At 72.5% G+C, this 24,653-nt stretch carries 20 protein-coding genes; 9 read left to right on the top strand and 11 right to left on the bottom strand.

What is annotated here, in order from left to right; all coding sequences use genetic code 11:
• Nucleotides 1-2: 2 nt before the first annotated feature.
• From cysD to I2W78_RS08325, 4 genes are all read right to left on the bottom strand, one after another.
• Nucleotides 3-905, bottom strand: coding sequence for a sulfate adenylyltransferase subunit CysD (cysD, locus tag I2W78_RS08340; RefSeq protein WP_196458315.1), 903 nt, complete (start codon nucleotides 903-905; stop codon nucleotides 3-5).
• Nucleotides 902-1,453, bottom strand: coding sequence for an adenylyl-sulfate kinase (gene cysC / locus I2W78_RS08335; RefSeq protein WP_196458313.1), 552 nt, complete (start codon nucleotides 1,451-1,453; stop codon nucleotides 902-904). Before cysC ends, cysD begins: the two co-directional genes overlap by 4 nt.
• Nucleotides 1,454-1,583: 130 nt before the next feature.
• The gene (locus I2W78_RS08330; protein WP_196458311.1) at nucleotides 1,584-2,396 is read right to left on the bottom strand and encodes a PaaX family transcriptional regulator; all 813 of its coding nucleotides are present in this window, start codon (nucleotides 2,394-2,396) and stop codon (nucleotides 1,584-1,586) included.
• A 15-nt stretch (nucleotides 2,397-2,411) separates the two neighbouring features.
• Nucleotides 2,412-4,016 carry an AMP-binding protein gene (locus I2W78_RS08325; RefSeq protein WP_230885378.1) on the bottom strand — a complete coding sequence of 535 codons (1,605 nt, stop codon included), beginning with the start codon at nucleotides 4,014-4,016 and terminating at the stop codon, nucleotides 2,412-2,414.
• 125 nt (nucleotides 4,017-4,141) lie between these two features.
• On the opposite strand from I2W78_RS08325, the gene I2W78_RS08320 reads away from it, so the two are divergent.
• From I2W78_RS08320 to I2W78_RS08310, 3 genes are all read left to right on the top strand, one after another.
• A complete protein-coding gene (locus tag I2W78_RS08320) occupies nucleotides 4,142-5,371 on the top strand; it encodes an acyl-CoA dehydrogenase family protein (protein ID WP_307783638.1) in 1,230 nt (409 codons plus the stop codon).
• Nucleotides 5,368-5,766, top strand: a complete 399-nt coding sequence (locus I2W78_RS08315; RefSeq protein ID WP_196458307.1) for a RidA family protein — start codon at nucleotides 5,368-5,370, stop codon at nucleotides 5,764-5,766. Before I2W78_RS08320 ends, I2W78_RS08315 begins: the two co-directional genes overlap by 4 nt.
• Before the next feature lie 159 nt (nucleotides 5,767-5,925).
• The gene (locus I2W78_RS08310) at nucleotides 5,926-6,363 is read left to right on the top strand and encodes a DUF6299 family protein (RefSeq protein WP_196458305.1); all 438 of its coding nucleotides are present in this window, start codon (nucleotides 5,926-5,928) and stop codon (nucleotides 6,361-6,363) included.
• 80 nt (nucleotides 6,364-6,443) lie between these two features.
• Here the strand turns inward: I2W78_RS08310 and I2W78_RS08305 are convergent, their stop codons facing one another.
• Complete coding sequence (locus tag I2W78_RS08305; protein WP_196458303.1) at nucleotides 6,444-8,657, bottom strand: trypsin-like serine protease; 2,214 nt, start codon at nucleotides 8,655-8,657, stop codon at nucleotides 6,444-6,446.
• Between the two features lie 83 nt (nucleotides 8,658-8,740).
• A complete protein-coding gene (locus tag I2W78_RS08300) occupies nucleotides 8,741-9,259 on the bottom strand; it encodes a hypothetical protein (RefSeq protein WP_196458301.1) in 519 nt (172 codons plus the stop codon).
• Nucleotides 9,260-9,684: 425 nt separating this feature from the next.
• On the opposite strand from I2W78_RS08300, the gene I2W78_RS41080 reads away from it, so the two are divergent.
• Nucleotides 9,685-13,191: an ALF repeat-containing protein gene (locus I2W78_RS41080; RefSeq protein WP_196458300.1), complete on the top strand. Its 3,507-nt coding sequence runs from the start codon at nucleotides 9,685-9,687 to the stop codon at nucleotides 13,189-13,191.
• Nucleotides 13,191-13,631, top strand: a complete 441-nt coding sequence (locus I2W78_RS08290; protein WP_196458299.1) for a hypothetical protein — start codon at nucleotides 13,191-13,193, stop codon at nucleotides 13,629-13,631. Before I2W78_RS41080 ends, I2W78_RS08290 begins: the two co-directional genes overlap by 1 nt.
• Nucleotides 13,632-13,674: 43 nt before the next feature.
• Here I2W78_RS08290 and I2W78_RS08285 read toward each other — a convergent pair whose 3' ends face one another.
• Genes I2W78_RS08285 through I2W78_RS08265 form a run of 5 tightly spaced genes read right to left on the bottom strand, consistent with a single transcriptional unit; the run spans nucleotide 13,675 to nucleotide 19,478 of the window.
• A complete protein-coding gene (locus tag I2W78_RS08285) occupies nucleotides 13,675-15,066 on the bottom strand; it encodes an MATE family efflux transporter (RefSeq protein ID WP_196458298.1) in 1,392 nt (463 codons plus the stop codon).
• A gap of 20 nt (nucleotides 15,067-15,086) precedes the next feature.
• Nucleotides 15,087-16,115, bottom strand: a complete 1,029-nt coding sequence (locus tag I2W78_RS08280; protein WP_196464476.1) for a cysteine synthase family protein — start codon at nucleotides 16,113-16,115, stop codon at nucleotides 15,087-15,089.
• 20 nt (nucleotides 16,116-16,135) lie between these two features.
• A complete protein-coding gene (locus tag I2W78_RS08275) occupies nucleotides 16,136-17,500 on the bottom strand; it encodes a Y4yA family PLP-dependent enzyme (RefSeq protein ID WP_196458297.1) in 1,365 nt (454 codons plus the stop codon).
• On the bottom strand, nucleotides 17,491-18,492 hold the full coding sequence (locus tag I2W78_RS08270) for an ornithine cyclodeaminase family protein (protein WP_196458296.1): 1,002 nt from the start codon (nucleotides 18,490-18,492) through the stop codon (nucleotides 17,491-17,493). Before I2W78_RS08270 ends, I2W78_RS08275 begins: the two co-directional genes overlap by 10 nt.
• Nucleotides 18,489-19,478, bottom strand: a complete 990-nt coding sequence (locus I2W78_RS08265; RefSeq protein ID WP_196458295.1) for a TauD/TfdA family dioxygenase — start codon at nucleotides 19,476-19,478, stop codon at nucleotides 18,489-18,491. Before I2W78_RS08265 ends, I2W78_RS08270 begins: the two co-directional genes overlap by 4 nt.
• A 274-nt stretch (nucleotides 19,479-19,752) precedes the next feature.
• Here I2W78_RS08265 and I2W78_RS08260 point away from each other — a divergent pair, with 274 nt between their 5' ends.
• From I2W78_RS08260 to I2W78_RS08245, 4 genes are read left to right on the top strand one after another with little or no spacing between them, the layout of a single operon-like run.
• Nucleotides 19,753-21,306, top strand: a complete 1,554-nt coding sequence (locus I2W78_RS08260; protein ID WP_196458294.1) for an ABC transporter substrate-binding protein — start codon at nucleotides 19,753-19,755, stop codon at nucleotides 21,304-21,306.
• Nucleotides 21,291-22,301 (top strand): ABC transporter permease, encoded by a 1,011-nt coding sequence (locus I2W78_RS08255; protein WP_196458292.1) that lies wholly within the window; start codon nucleotides 21,291-21,293, stop codon nucleotides 22,299-22,301. Before I2W78_RS08260 ends, I2W78_RS08255 begins: the two co-directional genes overlap by 16 nt.
• A complete protein-coding gene (locus tag I2W78_RS08250; RefSeq protein WP_196458290.1) occupies nucleotides 22,298-23,113 on the top strand; it encodes an ABC transporter permease in 816 nt (271 codons plus the stop codon). Before I2W78_RS08255 ends, I2W78_RS08250 begins: the two co-directional genes overlap by 4 nt.
• Nucleotides 23,110-24,651, top strand: a complete 1,542-nt coding sequence (locus I2W78_RS08245) for an ABC transporter ATP-binding protein (RefSeq protein ID WP_307783636.1) — start codon at nucleotides 23,110-23,112, stop codon at nucleotides 24,649-24,651. Before I2W78_RS08250 ends, I2W78_RS08245 begins: the two co-directional genes overlap by 4 nt.
• Nucleotides 24,652-24,653 lie beyond the last annotated feature (2 nt).

The following is a 24,653-nucleotide window of genomic DNA, read 5'->3' as shown; positions in this document are numbered from 1 at the left end:
GGCTAGAAGTACCCCTCGCGCTTGCGGTCTTCCATCGCGGCCTCGGAGAGTTTGTCGTCGGCGCGGGTGGCGCCGCGTTCGGTGAGGCGGGAGGCGGCGATCTCGGCGATCACCTTCTCGATGGTGTCGGCGTCGGAGTCGACGGCCCCGGTGCAGGACATGTCGCCGACAGTGCGGTAGCGGACCTGCCGTTTCTCGACGGTCTCGGTGTCACGGGGCCCGCCCCAGTCACCGGCGGTCAGCCACATGCCGTTGCGCTGGAAGACCTCCCGGTGATGCGCGAAGTAGATGGCGGGCAGCTCGACGTCTTCGCGGGCGATGTACTGCCAGACGTCCAGCTCGGTCCAGTTGGACAGGGGGAAGACGCGGACGTGTTCGCCGGGGGCGTGCCGTCCGTTGTACAGGTTCCACAGCTCGGGGCGTTGCCTGCGTGGGTCCCACTGGGAGAACTCGTCGCGCAGCGAGAAGACGCGCTCTTTGGCCCGCGCTTTCTCCTCGTCGCGGCGTCCGCCGCCGAACACGGCGTCGAACCGCTCGGCCTGGATCTTCTCCGTGAGCGGCAGTGTCTGGAGTGGGTTGCGGGTGCCGTCGGGGCGTTCGCGTAGCACACCGCGGTCGATGTAGTCCTGTACGGAGGCCACATGGAGGCGCAGCCCATGTGCGGCCACCACACGGTCGCGGTAGTCGAGGACTTCGGGGAAGTTGTGGCCGGTGTCGACGTGCAGCAGCGAGAAGGGCACCGTCGCGGGCGCGAAGGCCTTGAGTGCCAGATGCAGAATGACGATGGAGTCCTTGCCGCCGGAGAACAGGATCACCGGCCGTTCGAACTCGCCCGCCACCTCGCGGAAGATGTGCACCGCCTCGGACTCCAACGCGTCCAGGTGCGACAGCGCGAAGGCACTCACACGAGCCCCCGCTCCGCCAGCACCGCGTACACCGCGTCGGCCGACTCCTCGGGCGTCTGGTCCTGCGTCTTCAGCACCAGCGCCGGGTCCGTCGGCGGCTCGTACGGGTCGTCCACGCCGGTCAGTCCGACCATCTGACCCGCGGCCTGGCGGGCGTACAGCCCCTTCACGTCGCGCTCGCTGCACACCTCGACCGGCGTGGCGACATGCACCTCGACGTACGGCGTCCCGCTCGCCTCGTGCCGTTTGCGGACCGCTGCGCGGCTGTCGGCGTAGGGGGCGATGACCGGGACGACGGACAGGACGCCGTTGCGGGCGAGCACCTCGGAGACGAGACCGATGCGCTGCACGTTGGTGTTGCGGTCCTCGCGGGAGAAGCCGAGGCCGGCGGAGAGGAAGCGGCGGATCTCGTCCCCGTCCAGGACCTCCACGCGATGTCCCTGGGCCTTCAGCCGTTCGGCCAGGTGACGGGCGATCGTGGTCTTACCCGCGCTCGGCAGCCCCGTGAGCCAGACCGTGGCCCCGGGAGGCCTTCCGGTGGTGGTCATGCGCAGCATCCTCTTTCTCTCCTGGCGTGCGGCTCAACGGACGCTAGGTAAGAAACTTGAGAAGAGGGGAAGAACAAGCTGAGGGTTCCGTTAGTGACCGCTGATGTGATTGAGGTCACGTCGTGCGCGGTCAGAGGCCCGCGAAGACCGCCCCCGCGTCCCGCAGCCGCTCGTGCAGTCCCCGGAACACCGCCGCCGACCGCGCGCCCGGCCAGTTCGCGGGCAGCAGGCTCGCCGGCAGGCCCGGGTCGGTGTACGGCAGATGGCGCCAGGAGTCCAGGGCGAGCAGGTAGTCCCGGTAGGCCTCCTCGGGCGGGGTGTCGGTGCGCCGCTCCCAGTCGTGCAGCACGCGCTCGTGCCGGTCGAGGAATGCCTCGTGCTGCTTGGCGATCGCGGCGAGGTCCCACCAGCGGGCGACCGCCTCGACGGTCGGCGCGAAACCGAGATGATCGCCGCGGAAGAGGTCGACGTACGGGTCGAGGCGCAGCCGTTGCAGGGTGTGCCGGGTCTCCTCGTAGAGCCGGGCGGGGGCGATCCACACGCCGGGTGAGGCCGTGCCGAAGCCGAGCCCGGCCAGACGGGAGCGCAGCACGTGCCGCTTCTGCCGTTCCGACTCGGGCACGGAGAACACCGCCAGCACCCAGCCCTCGTCCTCGGGCGGCGCGGTGGCGTAGATGCGCCGGTCGCCGTCGTCGAGCAACTGGCGGGCGTCCGGGGAGAGTTCGTAGCCTGCCGCGCCCTGCTCGGTGCGGGCGGGGACGAGCAGGCCGCGCCGCTTGAGGCGGGACACCGACGAGCGCACCGAGGGCGCGTCCACCCCGACCGCGGCGAGCAGCCGGATCAGCTCGGCGACCGGTAGCGGGCCGGGCATGAAGCGGCCGTACGCGCCGTAGAGCGTGACGATGAGAGACCGGGGGGCGTGCTGGTCGGACACGTTGATCATCTTAGGTCGTACGGATCACTGCTGGTCACCTTCGGTGCGCAGGCGGAACCTCTGGAGCTTTCCGGTGGCGGTGCGCGGGAGGGCGTCCAGGAAGACGATCTCGCGGGGGCATTTGTAGGGCGCGAGCTCGGAGAGGACGAAGGCGCGCAGGGTCGCGGCGTCCCGTTCGGCGCCCTCCTTGAGGACGGCGTACGCCACCACCGCCATGCCGCGTGCCTCGTCGGGCCGGCCGACGACCGCCGCCTCCACCACGTCCGGGTGCCGCAGCAGCGCGTCCTCGATTTCGGGTCCGGCGATGTTGTACCCGGCCGAGATGATCATGTCGTCGGCGCGGGCGACGTACCGGAAGTAGCCGTCGGGCTCGCGGACGTAGGTGTCGCCGGTGATGTTCCAGCCGCCGCGTACGTACTCCCGTTGGCGTGGGTCGGCGAGATACCGGCAGCCGACCGGCCCGCGCACGGCCAGTAGTCCCGGCTCGCCGTCGGGCAGTTCGCGCCCCTCGTCGTCGACCACGCGCGCGTGCCAGCCGGGGACGGGCATCCCGGTGGTCCCGGGCCTGATGTGCTCGTCGGCCGCCGAGATGAAGATGTGCAGCAGCTCGGTGGCGCCGATGCCGTTGATGACGCGCAGCCCGGTGCGTTCGTGCCAGGCCCGCCAGGTGCCCGCGGGCAGGTTCTCGCCGGCCGAGACACAGCGGCGCAGGGACGTCAGGTCGTGGCCGTCGAGCTCCCCGAGCATGGCGCGGTACGCGGTCGGCGCGGTGAACAGCACCGACACCCGGTGCTCGGTGATCGCGGGCAAGAGCTGCTTGGGGCCCGCCTGTTCGAGCAGCAGCGCGCTGGCGCCGGCCCGCAGCGGGAAGACGACGAGACCGCCGAGGCCGAAGGTGAAGCCGAGCGGGGGACTGCCCGCGAAGACGTCCTCGGCGTGGGGGCGCAGCACATGCTTCGAAAAGGTGTCCGCGATCGCCAGCACATCCCGGTGGAAGTGCATGCACCCTTTCGGGCGACCGGTGGTGCCGGAGGTGAACGCGATCAGCGCCACGTCGTCGGCCGCGGTGTCCACGGCCGGGTACGGCGCGCCGGGCGCCGGGAGGTTCAGGAGGTCGTCGGGCGCGTCCCCGCCGTACGTCGTGATCCGCAGGCCCGGTATCTCCGCCTTGGCGAGGTCGTCGACGGCCCGGATGTCGCACAGCGCGTGCTTCACGCGGGCGATCTCGCAGATCGTGCTCAGCTCGTGCGGGCGCTGCTGGGCCAGCACGGTGACGGCGACCGCGCCCGCCTTCAGCACCGCCAGCCAGCAGGCGGCCAGCCACGGCGTGGTGGGGCCGCGCAGCAGGACACGGTTGCCGGGGACGACGCCGAGGCCGGTGGTGAGGATGTGCGCGAGCCGGTCCACGCGGGCGCGCAGGTCGCCGTAGGTCCAGGTGGGGCCGCCCGGGGTGTGGAACGCCGGGCGGTCGTCGGGCGGGCCGTGCAGGAGCTCGGCGGCGCAGTTCAGCCGTTCGGGGTAGCGCAGCTCCGGCAGGTCGAAGCGGAGGTCGGGCCACTGCTCGCGCGGTGGGAGGTGGTCGCGCGCGAAGGTGTCGACGTGGGCCGAGCGGATCGGACGGTCGTCCATGGTGGTTCGCCCCCTTGCCTGGTGGGCGTCGTGGTGGGCTCGCACCAGGAGCGTATCGTGTTGGTGACGGCAGTCAACGGGGCGCGATACCGTCGGGTGAGACCGCTCCGGAGGGAGGACCGGCAGTGCCCGCATTCTCGCTCGAACCGGAACAAGCCGCCTGGTGTGCCGAGCTGCGCACCCTTGCCGCCGAACGGCTGCGCCCGCTCGCCGAGAAGGGCGAACCCGGCCACGTCAACCGCCCGCTCGTCACCGAACTCGGCCGCCTCGGCCTGCTGGACCGGCTGTTCACGTCCGGCGCCCTCGACCTGTGCCTGATGCGCGAGTCCCTCGCGTATGCCTGCACCGAGGCCGAGACCGCCCTCGCCCTCCAGGGCCTGGGCGCCCACCCGGTCCACGCACACGGCACCCCGGAACAACGCGACCGCTGGCTGCCGGGGGTACGCGAGGGCAGCGTGGTGGCCGCCTTCGCCCTGAGCGAGCCGGGCGCGGGCTCGGACGCGGCGGCACTGTCCCTCGCCGCCGACCCCGACGGCGGCTCGGGCTGGCGGCTCAGCGGTGAGAAGTGCTGGATCTCCAACGCGCCCGAGGCCGACTTCTACACCGTTTTCGCGCGTACGACCCCGGATGCGGGTGCGCGCGGAGTCACCGCCTTCCTCGTGCCGGCCGACCGGCCCGGCCTCACCGGCACCGGGCTCGACATGCTCTCCCCGCACCCCATCGGGGCCCTCCACTTCGACGCCGTGCCCGTCACCGCCGACGACGTGCTCGGCGAGGTCGACCGGGGCTTCCGGGTCGCCATGGGCACGCTCAACCTGTTCCGGCCCAGCGTCGGCGCCTTCGCCGTCGGGATGGCACAGGCCGCGCTGGACGCCGGCCTCGCGCACACCGCCCGCCGGGAGGCGTTCGGCGGCAAGCTGAGGGACCTTCAGGCCGTCGCCCACCAGGTCGCCGAGATGGCCGTACGCACGGAGGCGGCCCGCCTGATGGTGTACGCGGCGGCGACGGCGTACGACGACGGCGCGGACGGTGTCCCGAAGCGGGCCGCGATGGCGAAACTGCTCGCCACCGAGACGGCGCAGTACGTCGTCGACGCGGCCGTCCAACTGCACGGGGCGCGGGCGCTGCGCCGCGGCCATCTGCTGGAACACCTCTACCGCGAGGTGCGCGCCCCCCGCGTCTACGAAGGGGCGAGCGAGGTCCAACGCGGCATCATCGCCAAGGAGTTGTACGGCGCCCTGGAGACCCTGGAGACCCTGGAGACCCTGGAGACCCTGGAGACCCCGGAGACCTCGGAGACCCTGGAGAACACGGAGACCCTGGAGAACACGGAGACCCTGGAGGCCCGACCGTGACCGCCGAGCGCATCACCCCGCCCGACCTCTCCCCGGCCACCGGCTTCTCGCACGCCGTTGTCGCCACCGGCTCCCGGCTGGTGTTCCTGGCCGGCCAGACCGCCCTCGACACCGACGGCAAGGTCACCGGTGACACCCTGCCCGAACAGTTCGAGAAGGCACTCGGCAACCTGCTGACCGCCCTGCGCGCGGCCGGCGGCACCCCGTCCGACCTGGCCCGCGTCACCGTCTACGCCACCGACGTCGCCGCCTACCGCGCCCACGCCCCCGAACTGGGCCGTATCTGGCGGAGCCTGGCCGGACGGAACTATCCCGCCATGGCGGTCGTCGAGGTCGTACGGCTGTGGGACGAGGCGGCGATGGTGGAGCTGGACGGGTTCGCCGTGCTGCCCTGACGCCAGGGCGCGACCACCCGGCCGTCGGGCTTCGAGCACCAGGGCCCGCCCGGTCGGTTCCCGGACGGCCGGGTGGACTCGCCACCGAAGGAGTGACGGTCACGCCACCGGACGCGGGTGGCCGGTACCAGTGGAGGCCCCACTTCAGGAGGTCCTTCCATGACCATGCGTCCCGCACTCGGCGCGGCCGCCACCGCCGTCCTGGCCCTGCTCGCCGCCGCGCCCGCCACGTCGGCGGCCGCCGACTCGCACCAGTCGGTCACCGTCGACCCCAAGGGCCGGGTCACCCCGGACGGCACGATCACCCTCACCGGCACCTACCGCTGCGAGGGCAACAGCGGCCCGGTCTTCGTCAGCTCCTCCATCGCCCAGGGCGACCCCACGATCCGGTACGGCCTCGGCGCCGCACGTGCCGTCTGCGACGGCAAGGAGCACCGCTGGGAGAACACCGGCAAGCCGCGCAACCACGTGCTCAAGGAGGGCGCCGCCCACGCCGAGGCCACGCTCATGGAACTGCGCCCGCAGGGCGCCCTCGGCCTGCCGCTGCCCGACTTCCACGCGGCACATCGGGGGGACATCAAGCTGGCCAAGAGCTGACCCCGCGGTCCCAAGGCAAGAGCCCCCGGGGATACCGGGGGCTCTTGGACGTGGTGACGGGCGCGGGCCCGTCCGGGGAGCTAGCGGACCACGTAGCCGAAGCGGGCGCCCGCGTTGGGCAGGCCGCCCTGGCCCGGCTGGTACGTGGTGACCGGGGCCACCGTGCCGCCCGGGATCACGTTGGACATGGGCAGGGCGTGGACGGCGCCGTAGGTGGCGGGGCCGTAGGCCATGCCCACGTACAGGTGAGTACCGGTGAAGTGGATGCTCTTGCCCAGGTACTGGTTGGCGCCCGCGGGGCCGGGGATGCCGTTGCCGTTGCCGGCCTCGATCCACTTGTCGTTGTCACCGGCGGCGCCGATGAGCGAGAAGGTGTGGATCGCGCCCGCCTTGGCCGTCGTACCGATGGCCTCACTGGGGGTGCCGACGGCCAGCTTCATGGTGGCGGCGGTGCCGACCGAGCGCGGAGCGGTGTTGACGGCGGTCAGCGACTCGCCCATGCGGTCGCCGGCCTCGACGGTGCCGACGACGGTGTCGTCAGCGGTGCCCTGCTGGAGCTCGCGCAGCTCGGCCCACGTGCCCGCGGCGGTGACACGGCCGAGGACGACGCGGCCCGCGTTGGCGCGCTGGGTGGCGCCGCCGTCGATGGACACGGCCTCACCGGGCGAACCGATCGCGAGGATCGACTCGTTGGCGGTCGCGGCACCCGAGGGACGGTAGTCGACCAGGGCGAGGGAGAAGCCGAACTGGTCGCCCGCCTCGGCGCCTCCGGAGACGTTGGTGAGGTCCTGGTCCAGACCGAACTGCGGGGTGGGCATGCCCTCGGAGGTGAGCTTGTGGCTCAGGACCGCGAGGTTGCCCGCGGCGTCGTCACCGCCGATGTTCTCGTTCGGGGCACCGATGACGATGTGGTTGGAGTCGCCCGCCACCGCGGAGCCGAAGCCGTCGTTGGCCTCCGCCGCGCCGGGGACGTCCGCCTTGTCCTGGTGGATGGAGGCGTTGGTGGTGCCGCGCACGTAGAACGCCTGGCCCGCCTTGGCGATGGAGCCCAGCGCCTCGCCCGGGGTGCCGATCAGCAGGTACGGCTCACCGGCGGCGGTGGTGCCCGCGGCCACCGCGTGGCCCATGCGGTCGCCGGTCTCGGGGGTGGAGGCCTTGATGGCCCCGGCGCCCGAGCCCTGCTCGAAGTGGGCGTTCTTGGTGGCGCCGGTGCCGATGCCCTGTGCCGCGCCGTAGAAGACGTCGACCATGCCGGCGTCGGCGGCGGAGCCGATGGACTCGCTCGGCGTGCCGACGACGAGGTCGGTGTAGCCGTCCTCGTTGTAGTCGACGGTGTCGATGGCCTCGCCGAACCAGTCGCCCGGCTCCGCGCCGCCGGGCACCCAGTCGAGGTCCTGGTTGATCTCGGCGGTGCCCTTGCCGCCGCCGTAGACGATCCGGATCAGGCCCGCCTCGGCGTCGCCGCCCACGGTCGCCTTGGGGTCGGCGATCGCGACGTCCTCGACGCCGTCACCGTTGAAGTCGGTCCTGCGGACCGTGTTGACCTTGGAGTTGACCCAGGAGGCCAGGTCGTCGACGCGGGCCACGACGCCGCCGGTGCGGGTCTCGGCGGCGTCGATGCCGAAGCAGCCGCCCTGGAACGACTGGCTGTTGACGGCGACCAGCTGGTGGGTGGTGCCCGCCACGCGGACCACGGGGCCACCGCTGTCGCCCATGCACGCGGCCGCGCCGTCCTTGCCGGTGACGGTGGCGGTGGTCGCGGCGACGGAGTCCACGCCGAACGCGCCGGTGTGCAGCTTCAGCGGCGCCCACTCGGTCTTGGTCCGCCCGTACCCGGCGAACTTCAGCTCCTCGCCCGCGGCGGGCAGCGCGGTCGCCAGGGCGATCGGGGCCACGTTGGTGACCGGGCGGTTGAGGCGGGCCAGGACCACGTCGCGGTCCGAGCGCGGGACGAGCTCGACGACCTCGCGGACCGAGCCGCCGGTACCGGACAGGTCGGCGCGGCCGATGGTCGCGGTGGTCTTCAGCTTCGGCTTGCCCGCCGGGACCGCGAGGCTCGCCGCCGGGTCGTCGGCGAAGCAGCTGGCGGCGGTGAGCAGCCACTCGGTGTCGACGAGGACAGCGGAGCAGCCGCGGGTGTGGTCGCCGATGATCAGCTGGGCGGTGTAGGCCTGGCTGGTGTCTCCGGCGGGGGCGCCGGAGACGGCGGAGGCGGGCGCGGCGCACAGCGCGACGGGGCCCGCGACCAGACTCGCGGCGAGCGCGGCGAGCCGGAGGGGTCTGGTGGGATGCATGACCTTTGCTTCCTTCGTACGAGGTCTGCGCGTCCGGCGGTGGCCGGAGGGCGGCAGGACCGACAACGGGCTTGGCGCGGGAGTTACTTGGAGGAGCGGATCTCCACGAGCATGTGCTCGCGACCCTGCTCGTCCGCGCTCTCGCCCACCGCGGTCCAGGCGTTCTTGGCGATGTCGAAGGACTTCTCCTCGGTGCCGACGGTCATGTCGACCTGCGTCGCGTAGTCGTTGCCCTTGACGCCGTAGACGGAGGGGATCTCCATGGTCAGCCAGCCGGAGTTGCCGGAGACCTGGAAGCAGATCTTGTCCTTGCTGCGGGCCCAGACCTCCAGGAAGCCGGTGCCGCTCGCGCAGTCGACGAGGGTGATGTGTCCGTCGCCGCGCTTGAGCACGATGTTCTTCTCGGCCAGGATCCTGTCGGCCTGCGGGTAGTTGTAGTCCTCCACGGCGTAGCCCGGGTTCTCGCCCGCGACGGCCGCGAGGGCCGCGGAGTCCTGCGCGGTGGGCGTGCCCGTCGCGCCGCCGGTCACCGCGATCCATGCCAGGGCGCCCGCCGCTGCGGCCGCGCCCAGAGTGCGCACTATTGCGCTACGTGCCTTCATCACATTCCTAGGAGTAGGTCCCGGTCGCATTGCCGGAACGCGTGCAGGGCGGGTGTGAAGGCGACCGGAATCAACAAATCAGCCCCCCAACTCCCGGCCGGAACATCAGCCGTACTTCCGGGAGTCACGTCGGCCACACATGGAATCCCCTTGCTCTTTACCTTGTCCAGTCGACCAGTCACTACAAACTGGGCGGAACTTACCATTCCGCCAGTGATCTCGATCATGTCGGCAGATGGTTGTACGGACTTTGATAAAGAGTCGAAAAACAAGGGGAGTCGAAGGCGTAACGCCCTCCTGACCTGTGTGATCCTGCTTCGGCGAATTCCGTCGGTGGTCCGCGCCGACACACAAGGGAGCCCATTTCTGTGATATTCCCCCGAAGACTCCACCGGCGGCATGCCCCGGGGCGAGGCCGTGCCCTGTTGCGGGCCGCGGTCACCTGCGTCACCACGCTGACGCTGACCGCCGGAACGCTGAGCCTCACCGCGAGCGCCGACGACATCGCCCCCGCCGGCCGTGCCGAGGCGCTCGCCCTGTGGCGCACCGGAGGCAAGGCCACCAAGGCCGCCGCGGCGCAGGCGCTCGCCGGCACCGACGCCGACGTGCAGAAGTTCCTCAGCACCGAGCGGGCCGCCGTCGTCGAGGAGGACAACCGACTCGCCGTACTGCGGCTGCTCAACGACGCCGGCCCCGGCGTGCGCCAGGCCGCCCAACTGGCCCTGGGTGGCACGCCGGAGGAGATGGCGGCGTTCCTGGAGACCGGCTGGAAGGCGCCCCACCAGGACGACCAGCGCGTCGAGGTGCTCCGCGTCATGAACGCCGGCGGCACGGCCGTGCGGCGAGCGGGACAGACCGCGCTCGACGCCGGTACCGAGCAGGCGCTCGCGGACTTCCTCACCACCGGCCGGTACGTCGCGCGCGCCGAGGACGAGCGCGTCGAGACCCTCTCGATCATGAACCTGGGCGGGCCGCAGGTGAAGGCCGCCGCCCAGACCGCGCTCGGCGGGACGGACGCCGACATCCACGAGTTCGTCGAGTCCGGCCAGCACGTCGCGCGCGCCCGCGACCAGGAGATGATGTCGGTCGCCGAGCTGGCCTCCCTCGCCAAGAAGGCGGGCAACAAGGCCAAGGCGGAGACGGAGAAGGCCAAGGAGACATCCGCCCGCGCGGTCCTCGCCGCCCAGAAGGCCAAGGAGGCCGCCGAGAAGGCGGCCCAGGAGACCGCGGCCGCCAAGGACTCCGCCGCCAAGGCGTCGGCCGCCGCCGGACGCGCCGCCGACGCCGCCAACGCCGCGGCCAGTGCGGCCAGCACCGCGATCCGCGCCGCCAACGAGGCCACCAACGCGGCCCGCACCGCCGCCAACGCGGCTTCCGCCGCGGCCGCCGCGGCCGCCGCCGCGGGCCAGGCCGCCGCCCGCGCCTACAGCTCCGCCACCGCCGCCTCCAAGGACGCCGGCCAGGCCGCCGCCGCGCGCAAGGCCGCCGCCGACGCCAACAAGGCCGCCGACAGCGCCCGCAACGCCGCCACGGCGGTCGGCCACGCCCTCGACGCCGTACTCGAAGCGGTGAAGGCCGCGCTGTCCGCGGCCAGTGCGGGCCAGCACGCGGCCGCCGCCGCGACCGCCGCCGCCGAGGCCGGACAGCAGGCCAACGTCGCCGAGTCCGAGGCCCGTCGCGCCTCGGAAGCGGCCGCCCGTGCCCGCAGGGCCGCGGCCACCGCCACCAACGCGGCCAACGCCGCCGAGGCCTTCGCCAACCAGGCGGCGAGCGCCGCCCGCGAGTCGCGCGACGCCGCCAACGAGGCGGCCGCCCACGCCCAGGCCGCCGCCAAGGCCGCCAACGAGGCGGCCGACAACGCGGGTCTGGCTCTCGACTACGCCAACAAGTCCACCGCCCACGCCAACGCCGCGCTCGCCGCCGCGAAGGTCGCCACCGCCGCCGTGGCCAAGGCCCGCGCGGTCGAGCAGACCGCACGCGCCACCGAGCAGGCCCGGCTGCAGAACGACACCGAGCACGCCCTCCAGGTCGCCGAGGAGCGCAAGCAGGCCTACGACGCCGAGCAGCAGCGCAAGGACGCCGAGCGGACCGAGGAGGACAAGCGGGACGCCGAGACCAAGCAGCTGCTGCAGGAGGCCGCCGCGCCGGGCACCGAGCGCGCCGTCGCTGTCGCCAAGGGCCGCAAGGCCGCGCTGCGGCTCCTGGAGAAGGGCGGCTCGTGGACCCAGCGGGCCGCCGAGGCCGCGCTGACCGGCACCGACGAGGACGTCCTCGCCTGGGTGCGCACCGGCCGGGCCGACGCCGCCGAGATGGACGACCGCAGCACCGCCGCCCATCTCGCGCAGACCGGCCCGGCGGGGCTCAAGGAGGCCGCCACCGCCGCGCTCGCCGGCACCCACCAGGACGTCGTCGCCTTCCTGGAGCAGGGCCAGCACACCGCGCAGGCCGACGAGTACCGGGTACGCGTCCTCGAACTGTCCGAGCAGGGCGGCCCCGCGGTGAAGCGGGACGCGAGCGCGGCCATCGACGCGGGCACCACGGCCGCGCTGCGCGAGTTCCTGCTGGTCGGCCAGTACAAGGCCCGCGAGGAGGACGACCGCGCCACCGCCCTGTCGATCATGGACAACGGCGGAGCGCAGACGGAGGCCGCCGCCCGGGTCGCGCTCGCCGGGCCGCGCCCGATGCTGCGCGACTTCGTGGCCTCCGTGCAGTACAAGACGGCCCGTCAGGACTACGAGCACGCCACCCACGTGGCCGGTGTGCAGAAGCTGATCGCCCAGGCCGCGAAGACCGCCGCGACCGCCAACGAGAACGCGGCCGTCGCGGCCGAGGCCGCCGCCAAGGCCCGCAACGCCGCCGCGGAGGCCGCCGAGTACGCCGAACAGGCCAAGCGGTCGAAGACGGAGGCCGCCGGATACGCCACCGAGGCCGACAACTTCGCCGACCAGGCGGAGGCGTCCGCCGCGCAGGCCCGCCAGTCCGCCGACCGCGCCAAGAGCGCCGAGGCCACCGCCTGGCAGGCCGCCGCTTCCGCCAACGCCTCCGCCAACGCCGCCGCCACGTCGGCGACCCGGGCCCGTGCCTCCGCCGACTACGCCTACCAGCAGGCCGCCGACGCCCAGGCCTCGGCCATCGCCGCGGGCCAGGACGCGGCCGCCGCCTTCCAGGCCGCGTCCGAGGCCCTCGCCTCGGCTCTGGAAAAGATCATCGAGGAGCTCGCCACCGAGGCGCAGGCCCCGGCGCAGGAGGGCGACGGCACCCAGGCCTACCCCGACTCGGGCGACGACCTGGCCGGCGAGGGCGGCCTGTCCGCCTCCGACAAGGCGCAGCTCGTTCTCGATGTCACGGGCCTGTTCGACCCGACGCCCGCGAGTGACGGCGCCTCCGGCCTGCTGAGCCTGTTCAAGGGCGACTGGTCGGGCGCCGGGCTCTCGCTCGCGGCCATGGTCCCGTACGTCGGCGACGCGCTGGCCAAGCCCGCCAAGTTCGCCAAGTACCTGGAGAAGTTCGAGTACCTGGCGAAGCACGTCGACGACCTGGGCTGGGTCGAGCGGGCCGCCAAGAGCGTCAAGCACCTCCAGCCCACCCAGTGGCACGACGCCCTGACGAAGATCAACAAGCTGGCCAAGGACTCCGCGAAGGCCTACGGCAACAAGCAGTGGCTGGCCACGGCCAAGAAGCACGGCCTGCCGACGTCGGGCCCCATCCCCTTCGTGCCGCCGAAGAAGTGGGACCCGAAGCGCCCGCAGGTCCCCGGCGGCGGATTCAAGGACGCCTACGACAACATCTGGACGCGGGCCAAGGACGGCAAGCAGGAATGGGACGTCCAGATTCCCAAGGGGAAGGGCTTCGAGGTCTTCGCCGGCAGCAAGAACCAAGGGAAGGACTACTCGCATGCCAACATCTCGCCCGATGGGCACGTGACGCACTGATGGAATACACCAAGGTGTTCGACCCGGACCAGGTGGTCTTCCGGATCGATCTGAACCTGCCGCGGGTCCGCGTCCCGGACGAGGCCGTGCGCGCCTGGCTGCCGCTGGTCACCGAACTGCGGCCGGTGGCGATGGAGTTCAGCGAGGCGCACCCCGACGGGCTGCGCGAGGGGTTTGTGGCGCAGCTGCTCGTGGCGGTCCCGCTGCCCGAGGGCGGGCCGGGCGATGCCTTGCGCTCGCTGCTCGGGACCCTCGGCGCCCCGGACCTGCGGGTGACCGAGGACGCGTGGCTCGAAGGCGGTCAGGCGCAGGCCGAGGCGACCGGCGTCGGCACCTCGGGGCCCTACGGCGCGTATCTCGTCCTCGCCGCCGTGGGCCACGACCCACTGAACCCGGAAGGGGACCGCCAGGACTACCCGGACTCGGGCGACGACCTGTAGGCCCGCGTAGCCCCTCCCGTTGGGAAACGCGCCTGCCGCCGGATCACACGGCGGCAGGCGCGGAGGCCGTGCTCCGCCGGGCGATGCCCTGCCCGAACCGGCGCAGCAGCAGCGCCGCCGTGGTGGCGAGGCCGGTGAGCAGGCCGAGCCAGATGCCGAGGGTGTCCAGGCCCAGGGCGAAACCGAACAGTGCGGCGGCGGGCAGCCCGACCAGCCAGTAGCCGACGAGGGTGACCCGGAAGCCGCCCTTGGTGTCGTCCAGACCGCGCAGCAGGCCCACGCCGATGTTCTGTGCGCAGTCGAAGAACTGGAGTACGGCGGCGACCAGCAGAAGGTTCGTGGCGATGTCCGTCGTGGTCGTGTCGGCGGTGTCGAAGAACGGGGCCAGGACCAGCCGGGGCACGGTCACATAGACGACCGCCACCGCCGCCATCACCGTCGCGGCCATCGCGAGCGCGGTCGTCTGCAGCCGCCGGGCCGCGGCCGTGTTGCCGAGGGCGAGTTCCCGGCTGACGCCGAGGGACGCGGCGTGCGAGAGGCCCACCGCGATCTGGAACACGATGTAGACGAGCTGGTTGACGGCCGTGTGCGCGGCCAGCGCGGCCGTGCCGAAGCTGCCGACCAGCAGGGCGACGACGGAGAAGAACCCCGCCTCGGAGCCGTAGGTCGCGGCGATCGGCGTACCGAGTGACGTCAGCCGGCGCAGGGTCGCGGGCCGGGTCTTCCAGATGCTCAGGGACAGCAGCGGCGCGAGCCGCGCATCGCGGCGGGCGGAGGCGTACAGGGCCAGGAACGACAGGGCGTACACGGAGGTCGTGGCCAGGCCGATGCCGGGCAGACCCAACTCGGGGAAGAACCAAGTGCCGTGGATGAACGCCCAGTTGAGGCCCGCGTTGACGGCGATCGAGGCGAGCGTGATGCGCAGCAGGGCCTGCGGGCGGCGCATGCCGACGGTGAACTGCCGGATCGCCTGGAACCACAGACAGGGCAGCAGCCCCGGCGCCATCGCGTACAGCACCGGCTTCGCCGCGTCGACGACGTCCGGGTCCTGGCCGAGCCAGACCACGGCGTGCCCGATGGCGACCATGAGGACGGCTCCGGCGGCACCGGCGAGCGTGGCCAGCAGCAGGCTCGCCCGGACCAGGTCCCGGACGTCCTCCTGCGCCGCGTCCGAGTCGGCCTTCTCGCCGCGCGCGTCGGCGGCGGCGACCTGGTTGCCGACGGCGGTGACCAGGCCGACGCCCATGGTGCGCAGCTGGTTGAAGATGACCATCGCCAGACCGCCGGCCGCCAGGGCCTCGGTGCCGATCAGGCCCATCATGACGGTGTCGGTGGTGGTCAGCGCGACCTGCGCGAGCTGGGTGAGCGCGAGCGGCACGGCGAGCGTGGCCAGGGCGCGGCTGTCGGTGCGAAGACGGGTGAGGGCGGGAGGCATCGAATCTGGGCGTACTTCCTCTAGGCGTGGCGGAGTTTGGTCAGCAGCGCGTCGACCTCGCGTTCCACGTCGGGGTCGACGAGATCGCGCGCGGCCATCCAGTCGTCGTCGAACACCGTGTCCAGGTACTTCTCCCCGCCGTCGTTGACGAGCGCGACCATAGTCGTTCCCGGTGGCAGCGACGAGAGCCGGGCCAGCGCCTCGTACACCACGCCGCCCGCCGAGCCGCCGATCAGCAGTCCGGTGCGCCGGGCGACGACCCGCGCGGTCGCGAACGCCTCGACGTCGCCGACCTTCACGCCCTCGTCGAGCAGCTCGTAGTCGACCATCGCCCCGATCGTGGCGCCCTCGGGCGTGCCGGTGCCCGACTGGTAGTAGTCGTGGGCGGGCGGCCCGAAGGCGATGGACCCCTCGGGTTCGACGCCGACGATGCGCACGCCGGGGACCGTCTTCCGGAGTTCCCCACCGGTACCGAAGAGCCCACCGCCGGTGCCGACGGCTCCGACGAGGATGTCGATACGGCCGTCCAGCGCGGCGTCGAGTTCATGCGCGACCGGGCGGTAACCGTCCCCGTTCGCCGGGTTGTTGTGCTGCTCGGTGAAGTACGCGTTGTCGCTCTCGGCGGCCAGTCGCTCGGCGAGTTCCTCGCGGGCGGCGGTGGCCAGCTCCTCGTCGCCCTCGGCGGCGACATAGATCAGCTCGGCGCCCAGCGCCTTCATGGCGCGCAGCTTGTCGGCGGCGGCGTGGTGGTCGACGACGGCGGTGAAGGTGTAGCCGCGCTCGGCGGCGACCACGGCGAGGCCCAGGCCCGTGTTGCCGGAGGTGGACTCCACGATCCGGCCGCCGGGCCGCAGCAGCCCGCGCTCCTCCGCGTCGAGGACCATCTGCCGGGCCATGCGTATCTTGGCCGTGCCGGTCGGGTTGTACTGCTCCAGCTTCAGCAGCAGCCGTACGTCGGCGTCGGTGCGGCAGAGCTCGAACAGCGGGGTGGCTCCGATGAGTTCGCAGACCTGGCGGACGATGGCCGGACGGTGCAGGGGGTGATCCATGGACATGGTGCGAGAACTCCCTACGGGTGGCGGTCGAGACGCCAGCGGGGGCGGACGGCGGAGCCGGGGGCACGCTCGATGACGACCTTCGGCGGCAACGGCAGCTCGTGGAACGGGGATTCGTTGGAGTCCATCTGGTAGCCGGCCGTGTTGAGGTAGACCAGCAGGTCGCCGATGTGCGGGCGGCTCGGGAAGGGCACCTTGCGCCAGGTGAGCAGGTCGGACTCCAGACAGGTCGCGGCGCCCACACAGGCCGGGAAGACCCCGGGCGCCCGTGCGGTACGGGGCACCAGCACCGGGTCCGGCAGGAACTCGCTCTCGAACCACTGCTCCGACAGGCTCAGGCTGCTCCCGTCCACGGTGAGGATCCCGTACCCGTCGCGCTCCTTGACGCCCCGCACCCGGAACACCGTGCACCCGGCCTGGTCCAGCAGCGCCCGCCCCGGCTCCACGAGCAGCGACACCCCGGCCGTGCGCAGCAGTTCGGCCAGCGGCGCGCTCTCCCCGGCGGGCACGGCCGCCAGGATCCCGGCCAGGGCGGCGGCCCCGGCGACGGGGGAGTGGTACGGGTAGAAACCGCCGGAGAACGTCTTTTCGGCGTGATAGTGCTCGGGCCGCTGCTCCTCGGTGAACCGGCGCCAGCTCTCCGCGTCCGTGTAGTCGACCGGGAAACCGCCTCCGATGCTGATCGCGTCGGCCCGCAGGCCCAGCGTCCGGGCGTACCGGCACAGCCGGATCAGCTCACCGGCCGCGTCGGCGCGCGCCTGGACGTCGTAACCGGAGAGATGGAAGCTGAAGCCCGCCACCTCGACGGGCCCGCCCGCGCAGCGTCGCAGCGCCGTCTCGATCTCGTCCGCGTCCATCCCGAACCGGCTGTGCGGCTGCCCGGTCGGCAGTCGGCGCAGCAGCACTCGTGCGCTCCGCGCCAGTTCGGCGGCCAGTCCCAGGACACGCTCCAGTTCGTCGAGCGCGTCCACGGCCACCAGCGCCCCCTGGAGCACGGCGACCCGCAGCAGCTCGTCCGCCTTGGCGGGACCGGTGACGACCAGGTCGGCCCCGGGCACCCCGGCGGCGAGCGCCTCGCGCAGCTCCCCGTGGCTCGCGACATCCACGCCGAGCCCCAGCACGGCGGCCCGCTCGGCGTAGACGGCGGCCTTGTTGGCCTTCTTGGCGTAGTAGACCCGCCCGTCGACGCCCGTCTGCGTGAACACCTTCCGGAACGCGTCGGCGTTGGCGTCGAAGCGGTGGGGAAACAGCAGGTGGAACGGCCCGCCGAGGCCGTGACTCAGCTCGTGCAGCAGCGAGTTGTCCGCGAGCAGTGACCGCAGTTCCTCGCTGGTGTGTCCGGGCAGGGTCGGTACGGCGTTCGTCGTCGTCACCGCCACAGCGGCACCGCCGTGCCCAGCCCCTGGGCGAGGGCGAGTTGCGCGAACCGGTGGCCCAGGGCGATGTCGGTGACGACCAGCCCGCTGTTGTACGCGAAGATCCGCTGCCCCGGATCCGTCCGCCCGTCCGCCCGCCCCGCGAGCACCTCGGGGAACTCGGCGTCCGCATCACGCAGATGACCGTCGGCGTCCGCCATGTCGGTGCCGGTGACCTTCATCTGCGCGGCGCTGGTGGCGACGACCCGGTCGGCGCGGTGCAGGGTGGAGGGGGCGATGCCGTAGCCGACGAGCACGCACAGGGCCGCCGGCTTCAGCCACTCCGCCTCGACGGAGGCCGGGGTGTTCGGGCCGGCGGTGGCGAGCACGATGTCGGCGTCCTCGGCGGCCGCCCGCAGATCGGTCACGACCTCCAACTCCCGTTGTGGGAAGTGGGTTTCGAGCTGTTCCCGCACCGCGCGGATGCCCTCCGGATGCGTGCCGGACAGCATCAGCCGCTCCAGGTCCGGCCGGGTCGTCAGCAGGAACGGCAGCGCGAGCCGCCCCTGCGTGCCGGTGCCGATGACGAGGGCGCTGCGGCTGCCCGGCGCGGCGAGTTCGCGGGCCAGCAGCGCGGAGACCGCGGGGGTGCGCAGGGCGCCGACCCGGCCGCAGTCCATCATCGCCACCGGCAGGCCGGTCTCGTCGTCGTAGAGGGTGAGCGTCGTGTAGTAGTGCTGCTTGTCGCGGTCCTCGTGCAGGCCGTACTTGTACGACGTCTTGATCGCGACGACTCCGCGCACCCCGTCCCGGCCGAGCATCGCGTACGCCACCGAGTGGCCGTCCTCGGGTTGCACGGTGAGTTTGCGCGGGTTGTCGGAGCGGCCCTCGGCGAGCGTGCCGTACGCCTGCTCGACGACGGAGACGACATCGGTGAGGCCGATCTCGATGCCGGCGACGTCGCTGGTGCTGAGGATCCGCAGTGTGGAGCTGTCGCCGTTGCCTGTGTCGGTCATACGTAAGCCTCCAGAACCTTCTGGCCGTAACCGTGTTCGAACCGTTCTTCCGGCGGACGGGTCCGACGCCCCGGAACGCGTACGGAGGAACGTTTCAGCCAGCGGTCCGTACCGTCGTACCTGGCCTTGAAAGGGACCCTGCCGTGCACCACGAGGTCGTTGTCGACGACCAGTACCTGGCCGGGTTCGAGGCTCACCGCCACCGAGACGCGGGAGAGTTCCTCCGCCAGGCGGCCGTACGCGGCGCGGTGTTCGGCCGAGGCCCGGTCCAGAGGCGTGTAGGCGGGGTCGAAGCGCAGGGTCGGGCCGTCCTGCGACTCCCACAGCGTCGGCACGGGCGGCGCCTCACCCTCGTACGCCCGCGCCTCCTCGTAGGCGTCGTCGGGCAGGATCGGCAGCTCCGGGCGACTGAGCAACTCCGTGTCGCTGTCGGTTAGTTGAACCCGGCGCACACTGGCCGCCGTGGTCGCGACCGCGTCGGGGTTGCGCAGGCAGGCGAGCAGCAGCAGATGGGCGCGGCCGGGGTGGAAGGCGTCCTCGGTGTGCGGGCTGAGCAGCACGCTGCTGCTGGCGCCGGTCTGTTCGGCCTCGTGTCCGGGCGAGGGCACGATGTTGTGCACGAACCGGCCGTCCTGCTGGCCCTCCCAGGCGATCGGGACGCCCATCAGCGCCGAGATCAGCAGCAGCGCGACGTCGTGCACGGCGCCCGCGTCACCGGCGCTCGACCAGTGGTCGGGCGTCGGGGCGAGCGTGGCGTCGTCGACATCCAGACCGTCCAGCACGAAGAGGCCGTCGGGTGTGTCGGAGGGGCGGCAGGCGTGGTGTAACTCCTCGCCCAACGAGGCGGCGACCGCGGGGACTTGGTCGAGAAGTCCGGGGTGGCTGGGCGAACCGGCGAAGGCGGTGAGCAGGGTCTCGGCGGCGGTGGTCAGCTCGGCGACCGAGGCAGGGGTGAGCGTGCGTACGGGGAAAGTTCCCGTCTGCATGTAAACCGTCCGTTCGGGTGCGGGGGGTTGATGCGGGACGCGCACGTGTGGTCGGCACGGCGTCCCGGTGTGAACGGGCACAGATATGAAGCTTTGCGGGGCGGGTCACGGAATGTGTCCGGCCCGTTGCCGAGCTGAAACATAGTCAACGCGCAAGTCACAGGCAAGGCTTACCTAAGTTTGTTCTTTCTCACTCCGTGCGCCCTTGTGCGCCCCCTGTGAGGCAGGGTAGGCAAACCTCAGCAAGCGAACGCCCTGCGAAAACGAGGACGACGTGGACCTGACGAGACGTCAACTGCTGTGGGCCGGCGGCGCCATCAGCGCGGCCACCCTGCTCACCGGCTGCGGCGGCAGTGACGACGACACAGCCGGGTCCGCACCCGGCGCCACCGCCAAGCCCCGCCGTGGCGGCACCCTCCGGGTCGGTGCCCTCGGCCGCGCGGGCGCCATCACCCGCGACCCGCACGGCAGCCAGGCCAACGAGAGCGACTACCTCATCATCAGCCTCGTATACGACACGCTGACCGTGCCCGGCACCAAGCCGAACACCATGCCGCGGCTGGCGGCCCGCTGGCAGCCGTCCGAGGACCTGAAGACCTGGCGGTTCACCATCGCCAAGGGCGCGAAGTTCCACGACGGCTCACCGGTCACCGCCGACGACGTAGTCTTCTCGCTGCGCCGACTGCGCGGCACCCCGTCCGGCGCCTCCCGGCTGCCCGGCATCCAGGCCGAGAACATCACGGCCGACGGCGACGACACCGTCGTCCTCGTCTCCGACTACGCCAACGCCGAACTCCCGCTGCTGCTGCGGCTCACCACCTTCGTCGTCCCCAAGGACACGGCCGACAAGGACATCGCCAAGGCGCCCGGCACCGGCCCCTTCAAGCTGGACTGGTTCCGCGGCGGCAACGCGCGCCTGGTGCGCAACGACGACTGGTACGGCGGCGACGTGTACCTCGACGCCATCGAGGTGAAGATCTTCGAGAGCCCGCAGGCGATGGCCAACGCCCTGCTGTCGGGCCAGATAGACCTCGCCTCCAACGTCGGCGCGGTCGCCGCCCGAACGGCCAAGGGCCGCGGCGACATCCAGACGATCCGCCGCCCCAACGACATGGCGATGCCGATTGTCATGCGCACCGCCGACGGCCCGTTCGCCGACCCCAAGGTCCGCGAGGCGCTCCGCCTGGCCGTCGACCGCGAGGCCATGGTCGAGCAGGTCCTCTCCGGCTACGGCAGCGTCGCCAACGACATCCTCGGCACCGGCGACCCCGCCTACGCCAAGGACATCCCCCAGCGAGGACGGGACCTGGCGCGGGCCAAGCAGCTGCTGAAGGAAGCCCGGTTCGACACCTCGAAGACGTACGAGCTGCTCACCACCGAGGACATCGCCGGGCTCGCCGAGTCGGCGACCCTCTTCGCCTCCCAGGTCCGCGAGGCCGGGGTGAAGGTCAAGGTGGTCAAGCAGGAGTCGGCGACCTTCTGGGACAAGACCTGGCTGAAGGGCGACCTCTACACCACCTACTGGGGCACCAACGACTCCGTGGTCTTCTTCGCCAGCAAGACCATGGTCTCCGAAAGCGGCACCAACGAGGCCGGCTGGCAGGACAAGGCCTTCGACACCGCGTACGAGAAGGCGATCGGCACCGCCGACGCGGCCGAGCGGGCCGGGCTGCTGAAGGAGGTCCAGCGCATCGAGCACGAGAGCTCGGGCTACCTGCTGTGGGGGATGGCCGACGGCATCGACCTCGCCGCGCCCGCCGTCCAGGGGCTGCCCACGCTGCCCGGCTACGGACGCGTGCTGCTCGAACGGGCATGGCTGGCCCGTTGACCGCCGACACCACCACCGCGCCGGTCCGCAAGCCCGGACCGGCGCGGCACGTCGCCGTGACCGTGCTCGCCCGCACCGGCGTCGTCCTGCTGAAACGCGCTGTCCTGCTGGCTGTCCTGCTGGCGCTGGTGTTCGTCACCGTCGAGCTGCTGCCGGGCGACGCCGCCACCGCCACCTCCGAGCGCGGCGAGAGCGCGGCCGACGTCGAGCGGCGCCGCGAACTGCTCGGCCTCGACCGGCCGGTCCTGGAACGCTTCTGGGACTGGATGTCCGGCCTGCCCACCGGCGACCTCGGCACCTCGGCGCGCGGCGAACGCGTCACCGACCTGCTGTCCAGCGCGTTCCCCAACACCCTGCTGCTCGGCGGCATCGCCCTGCTGCTGACCGCCGTGCTCTCCCTCGCCCTCGGCTGCTGGGCGGCGCTCAGGCCGGGCGGACGCGTGGACCGGGCGGTGTCCGGCTCGGCGACCGCCGTGCTCGCGCTGCCCGAGTTCGTGGTGGCGGTGGCGCTGGTCCTCGTCTTCTCCCTGTGGACCGGCTGGCTGCCCGCGGTCACCCTCACCGACGCCGACGGATCCCCCGACTCCTGGACCATGCTCGTGCTGCCCGCCCTCGCCCTGACCATCCCGCAGGCCGGCTGGAACACCCGGATCGTGCGGGCCGCCCTCGCCGACGAGGCCCGCGCCCCGCACGTGGAGACCGCCGTCCTCGACGGCCTCCCACCGCACCGGGTCCTCAGCCACCACGTCCTGCCCGGCGCGCTGCCCACCATCGCGGCGGGCCTGGCCACCTCCACCGGCATGCTGCTGGGCGGCGCCGTGGTGGTGGAGACCATCTTCAACTACCCCGGCATCGGCTCGGTGCTGGCCTCCGCGGTCACCGACCGCGACAGCCCGGTCATCGCCGGGGTCACGGCCCTCGCGGGCGCGGTCATCACCGTCGTACTCCTGCTGGCGGATCTCATACGTGACTGGATGGCGGGAGGCCGCCGATGAACCCTCGTACGCGTGGCACCGTCATACGGGTGGTTCCGGCGCTGCTCCTTGTCGCCGTCGCCCTGGCCGGACCCTGGCTCGCGCCGCACGCCGTCGACGCCCCGGTCACCGCGCCGTACGCCGAGCCCGGCGCCGACGCCGTCCTCGGTGGCGACCAGCTCGGCCGGGACGTGCTCAGCAGACTGCTCGCCGGAGGCCGCGAACTGGTCCTGTCCTCCCTGCTGGTGGCGTTCCTCGTCACCGGCACCGCCGCCGTCCTGGGTGCCGTCGGGGCCGTACGACCCCTGGTCGGCAGGATCGTCGAGCGGATCGCGGACGTGCTGATGCTGCTGCCCGCCGTGCTCGGCATCCTGCTGGTCACCCTGTCCTGGCCGGGCGGCGGCCGGCTCGCCGTGATCGCCGCGGCGGTCGCGCTGGGCGTTCCGTACGCCGTGCGGCTCGCGGCCGGCGCGGCGGCCCCGGTCGCCGCCACCGGGTACGTCGAGTCCGCGGCGGCGGGCGGAGAACGCCTGTGGTACCTCGTCCTGCGCGAGATCCTGCCCAACCTGCGCGCCACCCTGCTCGCCCTGTTCGGCCTGCGTTTCGTGGCCGCCGTGTACCTGGTGGCGACGGCGGGCTTCCTCCAGGTCGGGCCGCAACCACCCGCCGCCGACTGGGCGTTGATGATCCGCGAGAACTCGCCCGGGCTGCTGCTCAACCCGTGGGCCGTGGTCGCCCCCAGCTTCGCCATCGGCCTGCTCGCGCTCAGCGTCAACCTCGCGGCGGCCGCGCTCGCCCCGCAGACCGGCCGGAAGGCGGTACCCGTCCTGTGAGCCACAACCCCGACCGGTACGACAAGCCTTCCGGCCCGCCCGGCGACCGGCCCGTCGTCGAGGTCACCGACCTGACCGTCGCCGCCCCCGACGGCCGGCTGCTCCTGGAGCACGCGGCCCTCACCCTCCGCCCGGCCCGCGTGGTCGCGCTGACCGGCCCCTCCGGCTCCGGCAAGACCACCCTGCTGCGCGCGGTCATGGGCCTGCTGCCGCCGGGCACCACCCGCAGAGAGGGCCGGGTCGAGGTGCTCGGCCAGGACGTCTTCGCCCTGTCCGAACGGGAGCTGAGGGCGCTGCGGAGCAGGGGGTTGGCGTACGTCGGGCAGGACCCGGGGTCCGGCCTGAACCCCAGGATGCGGGTGCGGTCGCTGATCCGGGAACTGTCCGTCGACCGCGCCGCCGACACCGTCGGCGCCCTCCTCACGGAGGTCCGCCTCCCCGACACCGACGGCGCCGGGGGCCGCCTGTCGGCCCGCCGTCCCTCGGCGCTCTCCGGCGGGCAGCAACGCCGCGTCGCCCTCGCCCGGGCCCTGGCCCGCCGCCCCGACGTCCTGCTCCTGGACGAACCGACGGCCGGGCTGCACCCCGAACTCCGCGCGGAAATAGGCGAGTTGCTGCGACACCTGGCCCGCGAGCACCATCTGGCCGTCGCCCTGTCCTGCCACGATCCCGAGCTGGTGGAGCGGATCGCGGACGAGGTCGTGGAACTGGGCGTGCACCTGCCCGCGCCTCGGAAGCCGGTGCCGTCGGCCACGGCGGAGCGCAGATCGCCGGCCGGGGCAGCCGCGGTGCTCGAAGTCCGGGACCTACGCGTGGAGTTCGGCGGCAGCCCGGTGCTGGACGGCGTCGACCTGACCGTCTCCGCCGGATCGGCCACCGGAATCGTCGGCGCCTCCGGCTCCGGCAAGACCACGCTGGTACGAGCGGTCGTCGGCCTCCAGCCGATCAGTTCGGGGACGATACGGCTGGACGGTACGCCCCTGAACACCGGCCTGCGCGGTCGCGACCGCGAGCGGCGGCGCCGGCTCCAGCTGGTCACGCAGAATCCGCTCGGCGCGCTCAATCCGAGCCGTACCGTCGGGAGCGCGGTCGGCAGGCCGCTGCGGCTGCACCGGCGCTGTCCGGCCGCCGACATCCCCGGGCGGGTGGCCGACCTCCTCGAACAGGTCGGCCTGCCGCCCGCGTTCGCCGACCGCTATCCGCACGAGCTGTCCGGCGGCCAGCGCCAGCGCATCGCCATCGCCCGGGCGCTCGCGGCGGACCCGGACGTGCTGATCTGCGACGAGGTGACGTCCGCGCTGGACACGGACACCGCCGAGGCGATCATGGACCTGCTGACCCGGCTCCGCGACCAGCACGGCACGGCGCTCGTGCTGATCAGCCACGACCTGCCCCTCATCGCCGACCGCACGGAGACGGTGACGGTGCTGGACGGCGGGCGGGTGGTGGAGGCGGGGCGCACGACGGACGTCTTCACGACGTCGGAGCACGCGGCGACCCGGGCGTTGCTGGGGGAGAGGCGGCGCGTGCTGGACTGAAC

Origin of the sequence: Streptomyces spinoverrucosus, assembly GCF_015712165.1 — a bacterium.
GTDB lineage: Bacteria > Actinomycetota > Actinomycetes > Streptomycetales > Streptomycetaceae > Streptomyces > Streptomyces spinoverrucosus_A.
This window is presented reverse-complemented; position numbering and strand designations above follow the sequence as displayed.